This window comes from Luteibacter jiangsuensis, assembly GCF_030812295.1.
In the GTDB taxonomy this organism is placed as follows: Bacteria; Pseudomonadota; Gammaproteobacteria; order Xanthomonadales; family Rhodanobacteraceae; genus Luteibacter; species Luteibacter jiangsuensis_A.
The window spans coordinates 535,091-551,685 of record NZ_JAUSSK010000002.1 but is presented as its reverse complement, the minus strand read 5'-3'; the positions used below and the strand labels follow the sequence as shown (position 1 = coordinate 551,685).

The following is a 16,595-nucleotide window of genomic DNA, read 5'->3' as shown; positions in this document are numbered from 1 at the left end:
CTAATGGGCGAAAGGCCGCCATCGTAAGTGCGAATGATTATCAGAGCAATCAGCGCTTACCTTGACCAAGGGTTGTGCAGGATGCACTGGACGAAATCCGTGCGCTGGAATCCCGGCTCCTTGTACGCCATGACGTCGGCCTTGACGTTGCCGAAGGTGGTCTCCGGCTTGGCGCGGATGCCCTCGTAGAAGGCGTCGACGATGCCGGTCTTGAAGGAAGGGCCCCGCGGATGGACCTCGGCGACCTTCTCGCGATCGGCGCTCCGGACGGTTTCGAAGCCCAATCCGAGGACATCCATTTCCACCCCGGCCGTCAGCAGCGCGATCTCGGGTTTCATGTGCCGAGGGATACCCGGGGTGGTGTGCAAGGCGATCGACGCCCAGACCACGTCGATATCGTCCTGCGCGATGCCCTTGCCCGTCAGGAACGCCCGGGCGGCGTTGGCGCCGTCCACCTCGAAGCGTTCCGTCTTGCTCGCATGGGCGGGCATGAGGCCCATGTCGTGGAACATGGCGGCGGCGTAGAGCAGTTCCGGATCGTAGGTGAGTGCCCTGGCCTTACCGGTCAACGCGCCGAACAGGAACACGCGGCGCGAGTGGTGGTAGAGCAGGTCGGTCTCGGTGTCGCGGACCAGTTCGGTGATCTCGCGAGCGAGGGCGCTGTCGGGAATGGCGATGCCGGCGATGGTGCTCATGGCGGGAAGCCTCGTGGGATGGGAGGACCATTGCATCGCGCGCCCGCTCTGTCCTGATTTGACCTGATATATCAAATCCAGCCATATTGCTCACCATGCGGCCGCCACCCCTGACCATCGCCATCCTTGCTCCGGCCGGCGTGCAGATGCTGGACGTCGCCGGCCCGGCGGACGTCTTCGCGGAAGCCAACCGCCAGGCGGGCCGCGAGGTATACCGGGTGATCACGGTCGGCACGGCGCCCCTGGCCGTGGCCGCCTCGTCCGGGCTGCATTTCCTGCCCGACCGCAGCGTGCTCGACGACATTGAGCATCTGGACACCTTGCTCGTCGCGGGCTCACCCGGCCTGCCGCGCGCCGCCGTCGACCTGACGGCGGTGGCATGGATGCGGCGCCACAGCGAAAGGGCCCGCCGTTATGGCTCGATCTGCAGCGGCGCGCTGCTGTTCGCCCGTACCGGCTTGCTCGATGGGCGCCGCGTGACCACGCACTGGCGCGTGGCGTCCCTGCTGGCCGAGCGGCATCCCTCGCTGAAGGTCGAAGCGGATGCCTTCGTGGTTCGCGACGGCCCGGTATGCACGGCGGCCGGTGTAACGGCCGGCATGGATCTCGCGGTGGCCCTGGTCGAGGAAGACCTCGGGCGAGACATCGCCATGGCGGTAGCGGCCGAACTGGTCGTGTTCTACCGGCGGCCGGGCGGGCAGATGCAGTTCAGCCGCCATGGCGACGCGGCGCCTGCGGGACGCGGCGCCCTGCAGGAATTGCAACGCTACGTGGTGGCCCATCCCGCCGAAGACCATTCCGTGGCGTCGATGGCGGCGCGCGTCGGCATGAGCGCCCGGCATTTCGCGCGCATCTTCCAGCACGAAGTGGGCATGACGCCGGCCGCCTTCGTCGAGGCGATGCGAGTGGAAGCGGCGCGCCGCCTGCTGGAGAACGGCCATGAAAGCCCGAAGCGGGTGGCTTCGCGCTGCGGCTATGCCGACGTCAACGGATTGCGCCGCGCCTTCATGCGCCGGGTCGGTGTCACCCCGGCCGAATACCGCAAGCGCCACGCGCACGTGCGGGCTTGACCCCGCCGTCACACCGGTTCGACCGGCCCGGCGAAACGCATGTCCGGAGCCCACCGACGATGACCTCTCGTCGATCGCGCGCTCGGGCACCGGGTTCAGAGCTCGATGATGCCCCGGCGCAGGGCGATGGCGACGGCGTGCGTGCGATCGTTCGCCTGCAGTTTGGCCAGGATGCTCTTCATGTGCGCCTTCACCGTTTCCTCGGCGATACCGAGGGCCGTGGCGACATCGCGGTTGGCCTCGCCACGGGCGACATGGGTGAGCACCTGGGTTTCGCGCGGCGTGAGTTCGTCGTCATCCGCGTGGCCGGCCATTTCCTGCGCGATTTCCTCGGGTACGCGGCGCTTTCCTTCCATGATCTGGCGGATGGTGACCAACATGTCCTTGCGCAGTTCGCTCTTCAGCAGGTAGCCCTGCGCGCCGGCACGGAACGCACGCAGCGCCTGTACGTCGCCGCGATATGTCGTGAGCACGAGGATGCGGGCGTCGGCGAACTCGGCGCGAATGGCCTCGATGGCCGCGATCCCGCCGATGCCGGGCATCTGCAGGTCCATCAGCGTGAGGTCCGGGCGGTGCGTGCGATAACGTTCGATGGCTTCCTCGCCCGAACTCGCCTCGGCCACCAGTTCCAGTCCCTCCTGCCCCTCGATCACGGCGGCGATGCCTTCGCGCAGGAGGGGATGGTCGTCGACGGTCATGATGCGGATGGACGGCATGGTCGGCTCGCGGGAAACTCGGAAACGGCGAGTATCGCGCAATGATGCGGCGCACCGCATGTAAAGACGAACCCTCCACTTCATCCTTGCGAGCATCGGTTCCCATGGCGACCCACCGCGCGAGCAGCAAAGCCCCCAGGCGGGGACACATCCGCACCGGCATGGGTGGTTGGATCTTTCCACCCTGGCGCGGCGTGTTCTACCCGGAAGGACTCGTCCAGAAGCGCGAACTGGAATACGCGAGCCGCCAGGTCCGGGCCATCGAGATCAACGGCACCTACTACCGTTCGCCCGACGCCTCGACCTACGAGAAATGGGCGGCCGAAACCCCGGAAGGCTTCGTGTTCTCGGTGAAGGCGCCACGGCATATCGTGCAGACCAAGGCGCTCGCGTCCACCGGCGAGCGGATCGGCCGCTTTCTCGACGGTGCGGTCGCCCTCGGCGACCGTCTCGGCCCCTTGCTCTGGCAGTTCCTGCCCACGCGAAAGTTCGACGCCGACGATATCGCCGGCTTCCTCGACCTGCTGCCCGAGACGCATGCCGGCGTGGCCCTTCGCCACGCCGTGGAAGTGCGCCACGACAGCTTCATGGACGAGCGCTGGCTGGAACTCGCACGCGATCGAGGCGTGGCGACGGTGTTCACCGATTCCCCGAAATATCCGTCCCTGGCCGACCTGACCGGCCCCTTCGTCTATGCACGATTGATGCGCAGCGTATCGAGCGAAACCGACGGCTATCGGGCGAAGGACCTCAAGGCCTGGGCGGAGCGTGCAGCGACCTGGGCAGAGGGAGGAGACCCGGCCGACCTGCCGCATGTGGGGCCGGCCGCTTCCAGGGCGGCCGCGCGGGATGTCTTCGTCTACTTCATCTCGGCCGCCAAGGAACGGAACCCCGCGGCCGCGGTCGCACTCGGTAAGCTGACCGACAACGCATAATCGCCCATCCCCAGACCGGACGAACCATGGACCGTCTCATCCAGAACCACCTGATCGACCTTTTCGCCGAGCATGGCGTCGAACTCGAAGCCGACGAAGACTGGCTGCTCACCGAAGGCGAGGATTTCCCCGCCATTCGCGGCATCTGGCACGAGGGCGCCGGTGGCGGGATGGGCCGCCTCGACATCGATATCGTGCTCGACGAGGAGCGCACCATCGAGGAAAGCTTCGGCGGCATCGGTGCCGGCAAGGCGGGATGCCGCGATGCTCTGGACGGTTTCGCACGTAACGATTTCCACGTCGTGCTGGCGGCCTGCTGGCACAGGGTGAACGCGAAGAAGCTCGCTGTCCGCGAGCTGGTCGCCGGTGTGCACCGGTTCACCCTCTACATCGGCGACTTCACGCTGCGCGGCGAGAAGGACGCGCCGATGGAGATCCCGGAGGACGGTCTGTCGGCGCTGGAAGCGGCCATCGCCACGGCACCGCTCACGGCCGACGTGCATTGGATACGCGTGTTCTACGGCAACGTCGGCGACGGCAAGACCCAGGTCGAGGTGCTGCTCGACAACGAACCCTGGGCGGCGGGCCACAAGGCCATCGCGTCGGTGGATTGGCCGCAGCACGAGCGCTACTACAGCCTGCGCAACTTCATCGCGCTGGTGCCGATGGATTGAGGGTCCAGTCCTCGGGTTTCATGATCGCGAAAAGGCCGTCGCGCATGGTGCGACGGCCGAGGCGCAACACCTCGGCATCGCGCGAGAACACCACCGCCGCGCCCGCGGCGGCGGCCAGTTCGAGGAATTTCTGGTCGTCGGGATCGCGGCAGCGTGGCAAGGACATGGCCGCCAGCGGCACCGAAATCAACGTGACCGAGGCATCGAACCGGGCGATGGCCGCCTCGATGCTCGCCTCGTCCAGTTTCAACACCGGGTAGCGCAGCACCGCGAGCCACTCGTCGCGGCAGTCGGCACGCGTCACCGCCTCGACGTCGCCAGCCGCCATCGCCGCGACGAGCCGATCCGCGCGCGGATCGGCGAAGACGAAGGCGTCCAGGCACACGTTGGTATCGAGGACGACCCTCACGGGGGCTGGCTCAGGCCGCCGTACGGCGGGCCAGCTCCGCGTGCTGCTCCGCGACGATCGCGTAGGAACGCTTGCGCGCCTCGTGGTCGAAGATCTGCGCGGTGATGATCAACTCGTCGGCACCGGTGCGTTCGATGAACGCGGCAAGGCCTTCGCGCACCGTCCCGGGAGAGCCGACCACGGCACACGACAAGGCGTGGTCCACCTGGGCCTTCTCCATCGGCGTCCACACACCTTCCATCGAATTCACCGGTGGCGGCAACTGGCCGGGCGCGCCACGGCGCAGGTTCCAGAAGGCCTGCTGTTGCGAGGTGAACAGGCGGCGCGCTTCCTCGTCGGTGTCGGCGGCGACCACGTTGATACCGAGCATGGCATAGGGCTTGTCCAGCACGTCGGACGGCTTGAACATCGTCCGATACACCTCCAGCGCCTTCATCATCAGATCCGGCGCGAAGTGCGAGGCGAAGGCGAACGGCAAGCCCAGCTCCGCCGCCAGCCGCGCGCTGAACAGACTGGAGCCGAGCAGCCAGATAGGCACGTTGGTATCCATGCCCGGCACCGCACGCACGGTCTGTCCGGGTTGCGGCGGCCCGAGGAAGAATTGCAGCTCCTGCACGTCGTCGGGGAAGCGGTCGTCGCTGGGGCCGAGCGATCGGCGCAACGCGCGAGCCGTGCCCTGGTCGGTTCCCGGTGCCCGTCCCAGGCCCAGGTCGATGCGGCCCGGATACAGCGAGGCGAGGGTGCCGAACTGCTCGGCGATCACCAGGGGTGCGTGGTTGGGCAGCATGATGCCGCCGGAGCCGACGCGGATCGTGCTGGTGCCCTCGGCGATGTACCCGATGACCACCGACGTGGCCGCGCTGGCGATACCCGTCATGTTGTGGTGCTCGGCGAGCCAGTAGCGATGGAAACCCAGAGCCTCCGCGTGGCGGGCCAGGTCGCGCGAGTTGCGCAGCGATTCGCCGGGCGTCGATCCACGGGGGACGGGGGAAAGGTCGAGCACCGAGAACGGGATCATTCGGGAATACCTCGCAAGGGGAGGCGGCGTGGCACCGCCGATTCGTCCCACATGGGCGCAGGGGTTTCGTTTGCAACCCTGCAAGGCGCTTTCGAGGAAACAATCCGTTCCGGAAAGCGATGCTCCACGGCGGATGGGTCGGAGGAAAATACACCCATCCACTCATCCAGTCCGGTATTCCCGGGGGAGCACGACATGATCGACGTCCGCCGCTTCACCAGTCTTGGCGGTGCCAACCACGGCTGGCTCGACGCCAAACACCACTTCTCGTTCGCCTCGTACCACGATCCCAAGCGCATGGGGTGGGGCGCGCTCCGCGTCTGGAACGACGACACCATCGCCGCCGGCACGGGCTTCCCGCCGCACCCGCATTCGGACATGGAAATCATCACCTATGTTCGCGAGGGAGCCATCACCCATGAGGACAGCCTGGGCAACAAGGGCCGCACCGAAGCGGGCGACGTGCAGGTGATGAGCGCCGGCACCGGCATTCGCCACGCCGAGTACAACGCCGAGCCGGACGCCACCCGGATCTTCCAGATCTGGATCATTCCGGATGGCAAGCGCGACGCGCCGGCCTGGGGTACCCGTCCGTTCCCGAAGGGCGAACGCTCGGGACGCTTCGTCACCCTGGCCAGTGGCATCGCCGGCGATGAAGACGCACTGCCGATCCGTACCGACGCCCGCGTGCTGGGCGCCAGCGTGAAGGCCGGCGAGACGGTGGAATACCCGCTCGCTCCCGGCCGTTACGCCTACATGGTCCCGGCAGCCGGTTCGGTCGTGGTCAACGGTATCGCGCTGGACAAGGGCGATGGCGCCGCGATCCGCGACGAGACGGCATTGCGCATCACCGCCACGAGCGACGCGGAACTGGTGCTCGTCGACACCGCCGCCTGATGAAGCGAGGGGTATGCTGTGGGTCATGACGACCCACGGCACCCCCTATCTCGACAATCCCATCCTCGACACCGACAGCTACAAGGCAAGCCACTGGCTGCAATATCCGCCAGGCACCGATGCCACGTTCTTCTATGTGGAATCACGAGGCGGAACCTATGAGAGCACGGTGTTCTTCGGCCTCCAGGCCGTCCTGAAGGCGCGACTCGGCCGCCCCGTCACGCACGCCGATGTCGACGAGGCGCGCGACTTCTTCGCCGCCCACGGCGAACCCTTCAACGAGGAAGGCTGGCGCCATATCGTCGACACGCACGGCGGCCGCCTCCCGGTGCGCGTGCGCGCCGTTTCCGAAGGCAGCGTGGTGCCGACGCACCAGGTGCTGGTCACGATCGAATCCACGGACCCGAAAGCCTTCTGGCTGCCTTCGTACCTGGAAACGCTGCTGTTGCGCCTTTGGTATCCGGTAACGGTCGCGACGACCAGCTGGCAGGCCCGTCGGACGATCCTGCAGTACCTCGAACGCACCTCCGACGATCCGGCAGGCCAGATTCCCTTCAAGCTGCACGACTTCGGTGCCCGCGGCGTATCGAGCGCGGAATCCGCCGGCCTCGGCGGCATGGCCCATCTGGTCAACTTCCTCGGTACCGACACCGTCTCGGGGGTGCTCGCCGCGCGCACGTACTACGGCGAGGCCATGGCCGGCTATTCGATCCCCGCCGCCGAGCACAGCACGATTACCAGTTGGGGCAAGGAACACGAAGTCGACGCGTATCGCAACATGCTTCGCCGCTTCGCGCGTCCCGGATCGTTGGTGGCGGTGGTATCGGACAGCTACGACATCTACCAAGCCATCGTCGAACACTGGGGCAAGACACTTCGCGACGAAGTCATCGCCTCGGGCGCCACCGTGGTCGTGCGACCGGACTCCGGCGATCCGGTGGAAGTGGTGCACCGTTGCGTAAGCCTGTTGAACGAAGCCTTCGGCAGCACCGTGAATGGCAAGGGCTATCGCGTACTCAATCACGTCCGCGTGATCCAGGGTGACGGCGTGAACCCGGAGAGTATCCGAGCCATCCTCGAGCGCATCACCGCCGCCGGTTACGCCGCCGACAACCTCGCCTTCGGCATGGGTGGCGCGCTCTTGCAGAAGCTCACCCGCGACACCCAGAAGTTCGCGCTGAAGTGCTCGGCGGCCCGCATCGACGGCACGTGGCGCGATGTATGGAAGGACCCGGTCACCGACCAGGGCAAGCTGTCCAAGCGCGGGCGGATGACCCTCCTGCGCCATCGCGAATACGGTAGCTACCGCACCGTGCCGCTACCCGGCGATGCCGTGTCGCTCCCGGCCGACGCGATCGAACCCAGTTGGGAAGAAGTCATGCAGACGGTGTGGGAAAACGGAGAACTGAAACGCGAATGGTCGTTCGCCGAAGTGCGGGAAAGGGCTGCCGCGGGCCGCTGACGGAACCGCCTTTGCCTTTGTGGGAGCCGCTTCAGCGGCGATGGGGCTTGCCTCACCCTGGTCCGCTGCCGCGGGATCGCCGACAAGGTCGGCTCCCCCAAAGGTTGGCTTTCACCAGGGCGGCTTTCACCATGCCGGGGCTCCGCCAGGGTCGGCTTTCATCAGGCCGGGGCTGCACCGGGGCCGGCTTTCACCGGATCCGGAAAAAACATGGCCCTCACGCTCACGCGGAGGGCCATGGCGACCGTCCCTTGGTCTGGTGGCCGTGGCCACCCGAACGCGGCCCGGCAAAGCCGGCGCGGCGTTACCGCCGATGAAGGGGGGGATCGATCCTGGCGCTAGGGACGGACGGCATCCTGCCGTCGGATCGGTCATCGGCGATTCGTTCGCCCTGCCCGACAGCCGGGCGGGGCACGGACCTAATGTTGCGTAGGTCGACCGACGACGGATATAGGAGGATTCTTAAAATTAGTGCCAATTTGCCTCGGCAGGCCTCAGCGAACCCTTACGTTCAGGCTGGGATGCGGGTCTCGCGCCGCTGTTCATGACGCGGACGCTCCGTGTGAACGGGACGCGGGGGCGGTTTCGGGGCCGATTGCGGCACGCTCACGCCACGGCTGGCCAGACTCCGCAAGGCTGCGCAGTCGGACGATCCGTAATCGCGTTTTCCTGGCTCTCGATGCATGGCCATCTCCTGCTTTTCTTTCCGCCCGGACCGACAGGTTGAGCGGAAAAGAGGAAATTTCTGGTGGCGCGGCCGTGAATGTTTCGTGACACGCCTTCACGTCATCGAACCCGGGATTTTCGTTAAGGCGGTGTCGAGACCTCCGGAAGGTGTCCGGGCATGCGCTGGATCAATTCGGTGGCGAGCTTTTCGTAGTCTTCGTCGAAATGGTGCGAACCGGGCTTCTTGTACACGGTGACGAAGGCCGGCAGCCGGCGATCGGTGCAACCGCTGTCGTCCGCGTCCTCCGCGCCGTAGTAGCAGGCCATGGGTGGACGTCCGCCAAGGGCCGCGATAGGCGGAATGGCGTCGGTGTGCACCACCGGGTTCAGCCATTGCAGGAAGTTGTGCGTGTGCGTGGTCCACCAGCCCTGCTGCATGTAACCCTCGAGCTCGATCTCGAAGTTCACATCGCGGCTGGCCGAGAGCAGGACGAGCTGACTGAGCCTGTCGCGATTGTCAGGACGCAGCTTGCCAACGATCGTCGGCAGCACATCGGCGCCGAACGAGTAGCCGACCAGCAGCACGCGGCGCTTGTTCCACTGAAGGGTGTAACGATCGAGCAGGCCGTCCAGGTCGTGCGCGGATTCTTCCGGTGAGCGATAGCGCCAGAAATACTTGAACGTGCTCACCCCCGCGACGGGGATGCCACGCTGTGTGAATACGGCCCCGAGGCGCTGGTCGAGGTCCCACCAACCACCGTCGCCTGAGTAGATCACCACCAGGAGGTCTTCCTCGCCAGCGGGTGCGGCCTTCAGTGCGGGCAGCTCCACGGTGGACTTTTCCATCGAGGCGCGCGTCCACGGATGCCAGGCGAGCAAAGCCAGCACGAGCAAGCCGGCGATGCCGAGCAGTACGTAACGAACCGTCTTCTTCAGGGAACGCTTCACCGGCGCACTACCCCGCCGATGCCACCCGAGATCAGGCTGGCGACGTTGGCCAGCGCCAGCGGCAAGGCGATGCCACCGGGAACGGCGATATAGCGCGGCTCCCACTCGGGATCGAACTTGTCCTTGTAGCGATGCAATCCGCGGAAGTTGTAGAAGCGCTCGCCACGGCCGAACACCATGGCGCCGAAGCGGCTCCACAGTGGCGCGGTACGTCGATTTTGCAGGCCCGATAGTGGGGCCATGCCGAGGTTGAACCAGCGATAGCCTTCGGCTTTCGCCCAGACCATCAGTTCGATGAACAGAAAATCCATGATGCCGGAGGGGCCTTCGGGCAGGTGGCGCATGAGATCGACGGAGGCTTCTTCCTTCGTCGCGGTAACGAAAACATTGGCGAAGGCCACCAGCTCGTCGCCCTGCCAGACCACCGCCATCGGGGTGCGTGCGAGATAGCGTTCATCGAACAGGCCGAGCGAGAAACGCTTCTCGCGCACCTTCTTGTCGCGCATCCATGCATCGGAGACGCATTTCAGTTTCGGCATCAAGGCGGGAACGGCCTCGGCCGGCACGATCTCCATGCGCAAGCCGTCGCGTGACAGCTTGTTCACCGTCCCGCGCAGGGTTTTCTTCGATTTGCCGTCGAGATTGAAGGTTTCCAGCCGGACACGCGCCTCTTCGCCGATCTTGAGCAGGTTCATGCCCACGTCGAGATAGAGGTCGAGGTCGGCAGGGCGCACCTGGTAGAAGATCGGCCAGCCACCCGCGCGCTCGCAACTCTCCCGGAACGACCAGACCAGTTCCCTGCGCGCCGCCTCGTCGGTGCCGACCGGGTCGCCCATGGCCACCCAACTGCGTCCTTCGATGTCATACATGATGAAGGCCTGGTCTCCCGGGGCGAACATCAGCATCTTGTCGCCGACCAGGGCGAGATGCGCCTGCGCGGAATCGAAGTGCTTCAACAGTGGCATCGCCCGGGCCAGGTCCGCCTCGCCCGGATACGCGCGGCGCGGCCGCGCCGGCCGGATCAGGTTGGCCAGAGCGACCAGCATCACCACCGCCGTCGCACCCACCAGCGCGCGGAGGGCACGCGGCGCGCCACCGTGATGGAAGCTGAATTCCCACCACAGGTTGTTGCTGTATTCGACGTGTTTGAAGCTGAAGAACACCAGCCACGTGGAACAGGCCAGCACGGCGCCGATCGCCAGCACCCAGCCGGGCGAGAAGCTGGCGCGGAACAACGACGCGCGCCGGTAGAAGTGCCGGTGCGCGGGAGCCAGGGCGAGGGCGAGCAGGGAAAGCAGGGTGGCTTCCTCGTAATCGATGCCCTTGAGCAGCGACAGGATGGCGCCGAGGATGAGCAGGACCAGGGTCAGCACGTAGGCGGCGTCGAGCCGCCGCTGAAGACCGCGGGCCAGGATCAGCAGCAGCATGCCCACCACACTGGAGAGGAAGTGCGATACCTCCACCAGCGGCAAGGGCACGAAGCCCCGGAGGATCTCCATGCGTCCCGGAATCGCGAGGGTGGCGCCGGAGAACAGCAGCACGGCGCCGCAGACCAGGGTCAACCCGGCGAAGAACGGCGGCAACAGGCTGCTGAACCACGGGGTGACCAGGGCCGCATGGCGCAGCGCGCGGACCTCCCGCCAGATGACCATCACCGTCGCCACGCACAGCGGCAACAGGTAATACACGAGGCGGAAGGCGGCGAGCGAACCCAGGATGGGCGCTTCCAGACCGTGGTTACCGGTGGCGCCGAAGCCCGCCAGCATCACCGCCTCGAACACCCCCAGGCCGCCCGGGACGTGGCTGATCAGCCCCGCCATCTGCGCTACCACGAAAATGGCCAGGAAGTGGCCGAAGCCACCCGAAATCGCCTCGGGCATCAGCACGTAGAGCACGCCGGCGGCGAGGCCCCAGTCGAGCGCGCCCGTCAGGATCTGGCGCATGGCCACGGCAGGAGTCGGCGTGTTGACCGCCCAGCGCCACACGCGCACCGGCCGGCGCACCGCCACCGCGACGCCGAACCAGGCCAGAGGCACCAGCGCCAGCACGATCGCCAGCGGGATACGCAGGCCGGAAAGCGGTACATCGGGAGGAATCGGCACCAGCAGCAAGGTGACGCCGGTGAGCGCGGCGAGGCCGAGCCAGAAGCTCAGGGTCGTGTACAGCACCACCCGCGCCACTTCGCCGGTACTGAGCCCGGCTTGGACGTAGAACCGATAGCGGATGGAGCCGGAGACCAGCAGGGACATGCCCAGCGCGTTCGAAAACGCATAGCTGATGAAGGAAATCAGGCCCACCCGCCGGGCCGGCAGCCGACGACCGATGCTGGCCAGGCCGAACCAGTCGTAAAGGGTCATGACGACGTAGCCGGCCGCGGTCAGCAGCACCGCCAACGCGATGTCGGTGTTGGGCAACGCGTGCACGTAACCGGCGATCTGCCGGTAGGTGACCTCGCTGGCCATGGCGTGGAGGGCCCACAGCGCCAGGCAAAGCAAGACCACGGACAGCACGGGGCCGCCCGCGCGACGCAGCAGGGTCACATAGAGTGCGCGCTTGGCCAAAGGCTGATCTGTCGTCGGGAGCTCCGCCCTCGTTTCGTGCTCCACGTGCGCGCTGACTCCAATGGTCGTTCGGTGGTCGTAAGGTCGTGTAGGTTGCCACAGAGCGCGCGGGTACGGCAGGGCGTGTCACCTGGGTGAACGGCCGGTCAACCAGCCTGGCGACGAAAGGTTCCGCTAAGGTTGGGGAAAGCTCGACGTAAGCACAGGTTCTTACCCTGCGAGGCATGCCGCGCCCGTCCCCGGAGCCGGATCTGTTTCGTGAGGCTCCATGCGTCCTGACTCCCCGGCCCCCGGCGCCCTGCGCCAGCGTTTCCGGCCGCTCCTGTGGTTCGGCATCCTCTTCGTCGGCGTGGCCTTCCTGGTCCGCCTGATCCTGCTGGTGAAAACCCGGCACGAGGTTCCGCCGAACCTGGGCCAGTGGCTGTACCTGTTCCTGGTCGGCCTGGGTTACGACCTGGTCACCTACATCTATTTCGCCTGGCCCCTGTTGCTGGCGCTATGGTTGCTGCCCCGCCGGGCCTACCTGTCGCGATGGGGCCACCGGATCTTCCTCGGGTTGTGCTTCGTGCTGGCGTTCGCCGTGCTCTATCTCGGCGCGGCGGAACTGGTGTTCTGGGGCGAGTTCAGCGCGCGCTTCAACTTCATCGCGGTGGACTACCTGGTCTACACGCACGAGGTGGTCGGCAACATCCGCGAGTCGTACCCGATCGGTACCTGGTCGGCCCTGCTCGTGCTGGCGACGGTACTGGTGATCTTCTTCAGCCGCCGGGTGCTGGCGGCTCGCGACGACGGTTCGCGATTCCGCGGCCGCAGCGCCGTGGTGGGCGTATGGCTGCTGCTCACCGTGGCGGTGAGTTTCGCCGTCGACGGCTCCATGAAGGACCGTTCGAGCAACAACTACGTCAACGAGTTGGCGGGCAACGGCATTTACCAGTTCTTCGCCGCGTTCCGCAACAATGAACTGGACTACGCGAAGTACTATCCCACGCTGCCCAAGGATGAAGCCTTCGGCAACCTGCGCGGCCTGCTGAAGACGCCCGAGGCGACCTTCACCAGCGACGATCCGATGGATATCACCCGCACCATCGCGGCGAGCGGGCCGGAGAAGAAGCTCAACATCGTCCTGATCAGCGTCGAGAGCCTGTCCGGCGACTACGTCGAGGGCCTCGACGTCAGCAAGCACAAGCACCTGATGCCGAATCTCGACGCGCTGGCGTCGAAGAGCCTGTTCTTCACCCAGCTCTACGCGAACGGCACGCGCACCGTGCGCGGTCTGGAGGCATTGTCGCTCTCGGTGCCGCCGACGCCGGGCGAGTCCATCGTGAAGCGGCCGGACAACGAGGGCCTCTGGTCCCTGGCCGACGTGTTCAACGCGAAGGGGTATGAGTCCGAGTTCCTGTACGGCGGTTACGGGTACTTCGACAACATGGACCACTTCTTCTCCAGCAACGGCTATACCGCGGTGGACCGCGGTGCGATCGACGACAAGGACATCCATGCGGAGAACGTCTGGGGCGTGGCCGACGAGGATCTCTACACCCTCGTGATGAAGCGCATGGACGACGCGTACGCGAAGGGCAAGCCGTTCTTCGGTCACGTGATGACCACCTCGAACCACCGGCCGTTCACCTTCCCCGAAGGCCGCGTGAAATTGCCGCAGGGTTCGCGCCGCGCCGCCGTGCAATACACCGACTGGGCGATCGCCGATTTCCTCAAGCGCGCCTCGACCAAGCCCTGGTTCGACGACACGATCTTCGTGATCACGGCGGACCATTGCGCGACCAGTGCCGGCAAGACGAGCCTGCCCGTCGACCGCTACCACATCCCGTTGTTCATCTATTCGCCCAAGCATGTGCCGCCCGGCCGGGTGGATCGCCTGATGAGCCAGATCGACATTCCGCCGACGATCCTGGGCATGCTCAACTTCAGCTATACCTCGCGCTTCTACGGCTATGACATCTTCAAGCTCGAGCCCGGTCGCGAGCGCGCCTTCCTCAGCACCTACCAGGAACTGGGCTACCTGCACGGCGACCGGCTGACATCGTTGATCCCGCGCCAGCCGGTGAAGGAGATGATCCCGCAGAAGACCACGGGTGACGCCACGCCGGTCGAGAAGATGGATCCGGTGGATGCGAAGGACGCGGTGACCTACTACCAGACCGCTGCGTACCTTTTCACGAATGGACTGATGAAGCGGAAGTCACCTCCAGCCAACTGAGCCCCCATTCCTTCCATGGAAGCGGCTTTTCCATGGAAGCCGCTTAAGGTCGGCTCCCACCCTATCGGTCCTCCGATCATCAGGGCGCTTTCACCACGGGAAAGCTCTCCGCGACATCGACGGCCGCTTCGCCTGCGATGTCGCTGGCCGAACGGCCGAGCTTGACCGTGTAACGGCCGGGTGCGACGCGCCAGCGCTTGCCGGCATCGTCGTAGCGGGCGAGCGCCAGGGGTTCCAGCGGAATGTCGACGCGGCGGCTGTCGCCCGGCGACAGCTTCACCTTGCTCCAACCGGCGAGCCGGCGCGTGGCGGCGCCAGGTGCCGTCACGTAGATCTGGGGGACATCCGCACCGGCCACCTTGCCCGTGTTCTTCACGGTGACGTGTGCCACGGGATGGCCCGCCGCATCCTTGTCGACCACGAAATCGCTGTACGCGAAGCCGGTGTAGGTCAGGCCATGACCGAAGGCGAACAGCGGCTCGCGATGCGTCTTCTCGAACCAGCGATAGCCGACATCGGCGCCTTCGATGTTGTAGTCGACGTTATCCGCCGGCTTCGCCTTGGAATAGAGCCCGGCCGCTTCGATCGTCGTCCGCGGCAGCTGCGATTCGTCCTTCGGCCAACTCACCGGCAAGCGCCCGGAAGGCGCCGTCACGCCGTAGAGCAGGCGCGCGATGGCTTCGCCACCTCCCGAGCCGGGATACCAGGCTTCCATCACGGCGCCGACCTGGCCCAGCCAGGGCATGTTCACCGGGCCGTTGGTTTCCAGCACCACGATCGTCTTCGGGTTGGCCTTGGCCACGGCGGCGACCAACGCATCCTGGCCGTCCGGAAGCGACAGGTCGGTCCAGTCGAACGACTCAGCCGCCCACTTGGTGACGAAGACGACCGCGACGTCCGCGCTGGCGGCGGCCTTGGCGGCAGCCGCCAGGTCGGAACCCGGATCGAAACTCACCTTGCCACCGGCCAGCTTCTGGATGAAGGCGAGCGGTGCCGACGCGTGGTACTTCATCGGGCCGGGCCAGGCCTTCGGCTCCAGGCCGGGCACGGGGTCGCCCGCCACGTCGGAGACCAGCGACGACCCGCCACCGGCGAGCACGCCCTTGTCGGCATGACCGCCGATCACGGCGATCGACTGGCCCTTCCGTGCCAGCGGCAGCAAGTCCGCCTCGTTACGCAGTAGCACCGCGCCCGCTTCGAGGGTGTCACGCGCCACGACGCGGTCGGCCTCGTACGGCACCTTGGTCTTCTTCATCGGCTCGTCGATGACGCCGTGCGCGAACAGGCTGCGCATGATGCGTTTCACCATGTCGTCCAGCCGCGCCTTCGGGAACTGGCCCGAGGCATAGGCCTCGCGCAAGGGCTTGTCGAAGAACACCTCCTTGTCGAACACCTCGCCCGCCGATTCCTGGTCGAGGCCGGCCATCGCGGCCTTGGCCGCGCTGTGGACGCCACCCCAATCGGACATGACCCAGCCCTTGAAGCCCCATTCCTGCTTGAGCACCTGGTTGAGCAGCCAGTCGTGTTCGCCGGCATAGGTGCCGTTGACCCTGTTGTACGAGGACATCACCGAGCCGGGATCGCCCTTGGCGATGGCGATCTGGAAGGCCAGCAGGTCGGATTCGCGCAAGGCGACCGGATCGATGTCGGCACTCAGCGTATTGCGGCCGGACTCGAGGTCGTTGATGGCGAAGTGCTTCACCGTGGCGACCACCTTGCGCTCCTGGACGCCCTTCACCGCGGCACCGACCATCGTGCCGGCCAGCACCGGGTCTTCGCCCGCGTATTCGAAATTGCGTCCGTTGCGTGGATCGCGCACCAGGTTCACGCCACCGGAGAGGATCACGCCGTAGCCCTTGCCGCGCGCTTCGCCGCCGATCATGCGGCCCCCGGCGTGCGCCACGGCGGGATCGAAGCTGGCCGCGGTGGCGAGGCCGGCGGGCAACGAGATGGCGCCCGCCTGGTCGCTGCCGGGCCGGGTTACGCCAAGACCGGCATCGGTCTCGTTCAGTACGGGCAAGCCCAGGCGCGGAATGGCGGGAACATACCCGGCGCCATCGAGGGAATCCGCCGGGTGGGGCAGCTTGTCGTTCTTCTGGCCGAAATCCGACCGGATCAGCCGGAATTTCTCATCGTCGGTCATCGCCGCCACGATCAGTTCGGCGCGGCGGTCCGGCGACAGCGAACGATCCATCCACGGCCGCTCGGCCGGAGGGGCGGCGTGTACGGCGCCGGCAAGGCCGGCGGAGAGCGCAAGGGCGAGGGTGGTGCGGCGCGCGATATCGGGCATGGTCACGATTCGATCCGGGGGAAACACCAACCATCG

The 16,595-nt window shown here is 66.3% G+C and carries 13 protein-coding genes; 6 read left to right on the top strand and 7 right to left on the bottom strand.

What is annotated here, in order from left to right; translation table 11 throughout:
• Positions 1-56: 56 nt before the first annotated feature.
• Positions 57-695: an HD domain-containing protein gene (locus J2T07_RS07800; protein ID WP_306848753.1), complete on the bottom strand. Its 639-nt coding sequence runs from the start codon at positions 693-695 to the stop codon at positions 57-59.
• 95 nt (positions 696-790) lie between these two features.
• Here J2T07_RS07800 and J2T07_RS07795 point away from each other — a divergent pair, with 95 nt between their 5' ends.
• Positions 791-1,765, top strand: a complete 975-nt coding sequence (locus J2T07_RS07795; RefSeq protein WP_306848751.1) for a GlxA family transcriptional regulator — start codon at positions 791-793, stop codon at positions 1,763-1,765.
• 95 nt (positions 1,766-1,860) lie between these two features.
• Here the strand turns inward: J2T07_RS07795 and J2T07_RS07790 are convergent, their stop codons facing one another.
• A complete protein-coding gene (locus J2T07_RS07790) occupies positions 1,861-2,481 on the bottom strand; it encodes a response regulator (RefSeq protein WP_306848748.1) in 621 nt (206 codons plus the stop codon).
• Positions 2,482-2,642: 161 nt separating this feature from the next.
• Here J2T07_RS07790 and J2T07_RS07785 point away from each other — a divergent pair, with 161 nt between their 5' ends.
• Entirely contained in the window at positions 2,643-3,416 is a 774-nt protein-coding gene (locus J2T07_RS07785) for a DUF72 domain-containing protein (RefSeq protein WP_306848746.1), read from the top strand.
• A gap of 26 nt (positions 3,417-3,442) precedes the next feature.
• Positions 3,443-4,090, top strand: a complete 648-nt coding sequence (locus tag J2T07_RS07780) for a DUF6348 family protein (RefSeq protein ID WP_306848744.1) — start codon at positions 3,443-3,445, stop codon at positions 4,088-4,090.
• On the opposite strand, the gene J2T07_RS07775 is transcribed toward J2T07_RS07780, so the two are convergent.
• Entirely contained in the window at positions 4,065-4,499 is a 435-nt protein-coding gene (locus J2T07_RS07775; RefSeq protein ID WP_306848742.1) for a putative toxin-antitoxin system toxin component, PIN family, read from the bottom strand. The two genes, J2T07_RS07780 and J2T07_RS07775, sit on opposite strands and share 26 nt — an antisense overlap.
• 10 nt (positions 4,500-4,509) lie before the next feature.
• Positions 4,510-5,517, bottom strand: a complete 1,008-nt coding sequence (locus J2T07_RS07770; protein ID WP_306848740.1) for an LLM class flavin-dependent oxidoreductase — start codon at positions 5,515-5,517, stop codon at positions 4,510-4,512.
• A 195-nt stretch (positions 5,518-5,712) separates the two neighbouring features.
• Between J2T07_RS07770 and J2T07_RS07765 the strand changes: the two genes are divergently transcribed.
• Both J2T07_RS07765 and J2T07_RS07760 read left to right on the top strand, forming a co-directional pair.
• Positions 5,713-6,414 carry a pirin family protein gene (locus tag J2T07_RS07765; RefSeq protein WP_306848738.1) on the top strand — a complete coding sequence of 234 codons (702 nt, stop codon included), beginning with the start codon at positions 5,713-5,715 and terminating at the stop codon, positions 6,412-6,414.
• A 25-nt stretch (positions 6,415-6,439) separates the two neighbouring features.
• Positions 6,440-7,876, top strand: coding sequence for a nicotinate phosphoribosyltransferase (locus J2T07_RS07760; RefSeq protein ID WP_306849511.1), 1,437 nt, complete (start codon positions 6,440-6,442; stop codon positions 7,874-7,876).
• A gap of 807 nt (positions 7,877-8,683) precedes the next feature.
• Here the strand turns inward: J2T07_RS07760 and J2T07_RS07755 are convergent.
• Positions 8,684-9,490 (bottom strand): AcvB/VirJ family lysyl-phosphatidylglycerol hydrolase, encoded by an 807-nt coding sequence (locus tag J2T07_RS07755; RefSeq protein ID WP_306848736.1) that lies wholly within the window; start codon positions 9,488-9,490, stop codon positions 8,684-8,686.
• Positions 9,487-12,051: a bifunctional lysylphosphatidylglycerol flippase/synthetase MprF gene (mprF, locus tag J2T07_RS07750; RefSeq protein ID WP_306848734.1), complete on the bottom strand. Its 2,565-nt coding sequence runs from the start codon at positions 12,049-12,051 to the stop codon at positions 9,487-9,489. Before mprF ends, J2T07_RS07755 begins: the two co-directional genes overlap by 4 nt.
• 268 nt (positions 12,052-12,319) lie before the next feature.
• On the opposite strand from mprF, the gene J2T07_RS07745 reads away from it, so the two are divergent.
• Positions 12,320-14,269, top strand: coding sequence for an LTA synthase family protein (locus tag J2T07_RS07745; protein WP_306848732.1), 1,950 nt, complete (start codon positions 12,320-12,322; stop codon positions 14,267-14,269).
• A gap of 79 nt (positions 14,270-14,348) precedes the next feature.
• On the opposite strand, the gene J2T07_RS07740 is transcribed toward J2T07_RS07745, so the two are convergent.
• A complete protein-coding gene (locus J2T07_RS07740; protein WP_306849510.1) occupies positions 14,349-16,559 on the bottom strand; it encodes a beta-glucosidase family protein in 2,211 nt (736 codons plus the stop codon).
• Positions 16,560-16,595 lie beyond the last annotated feature (36 nt).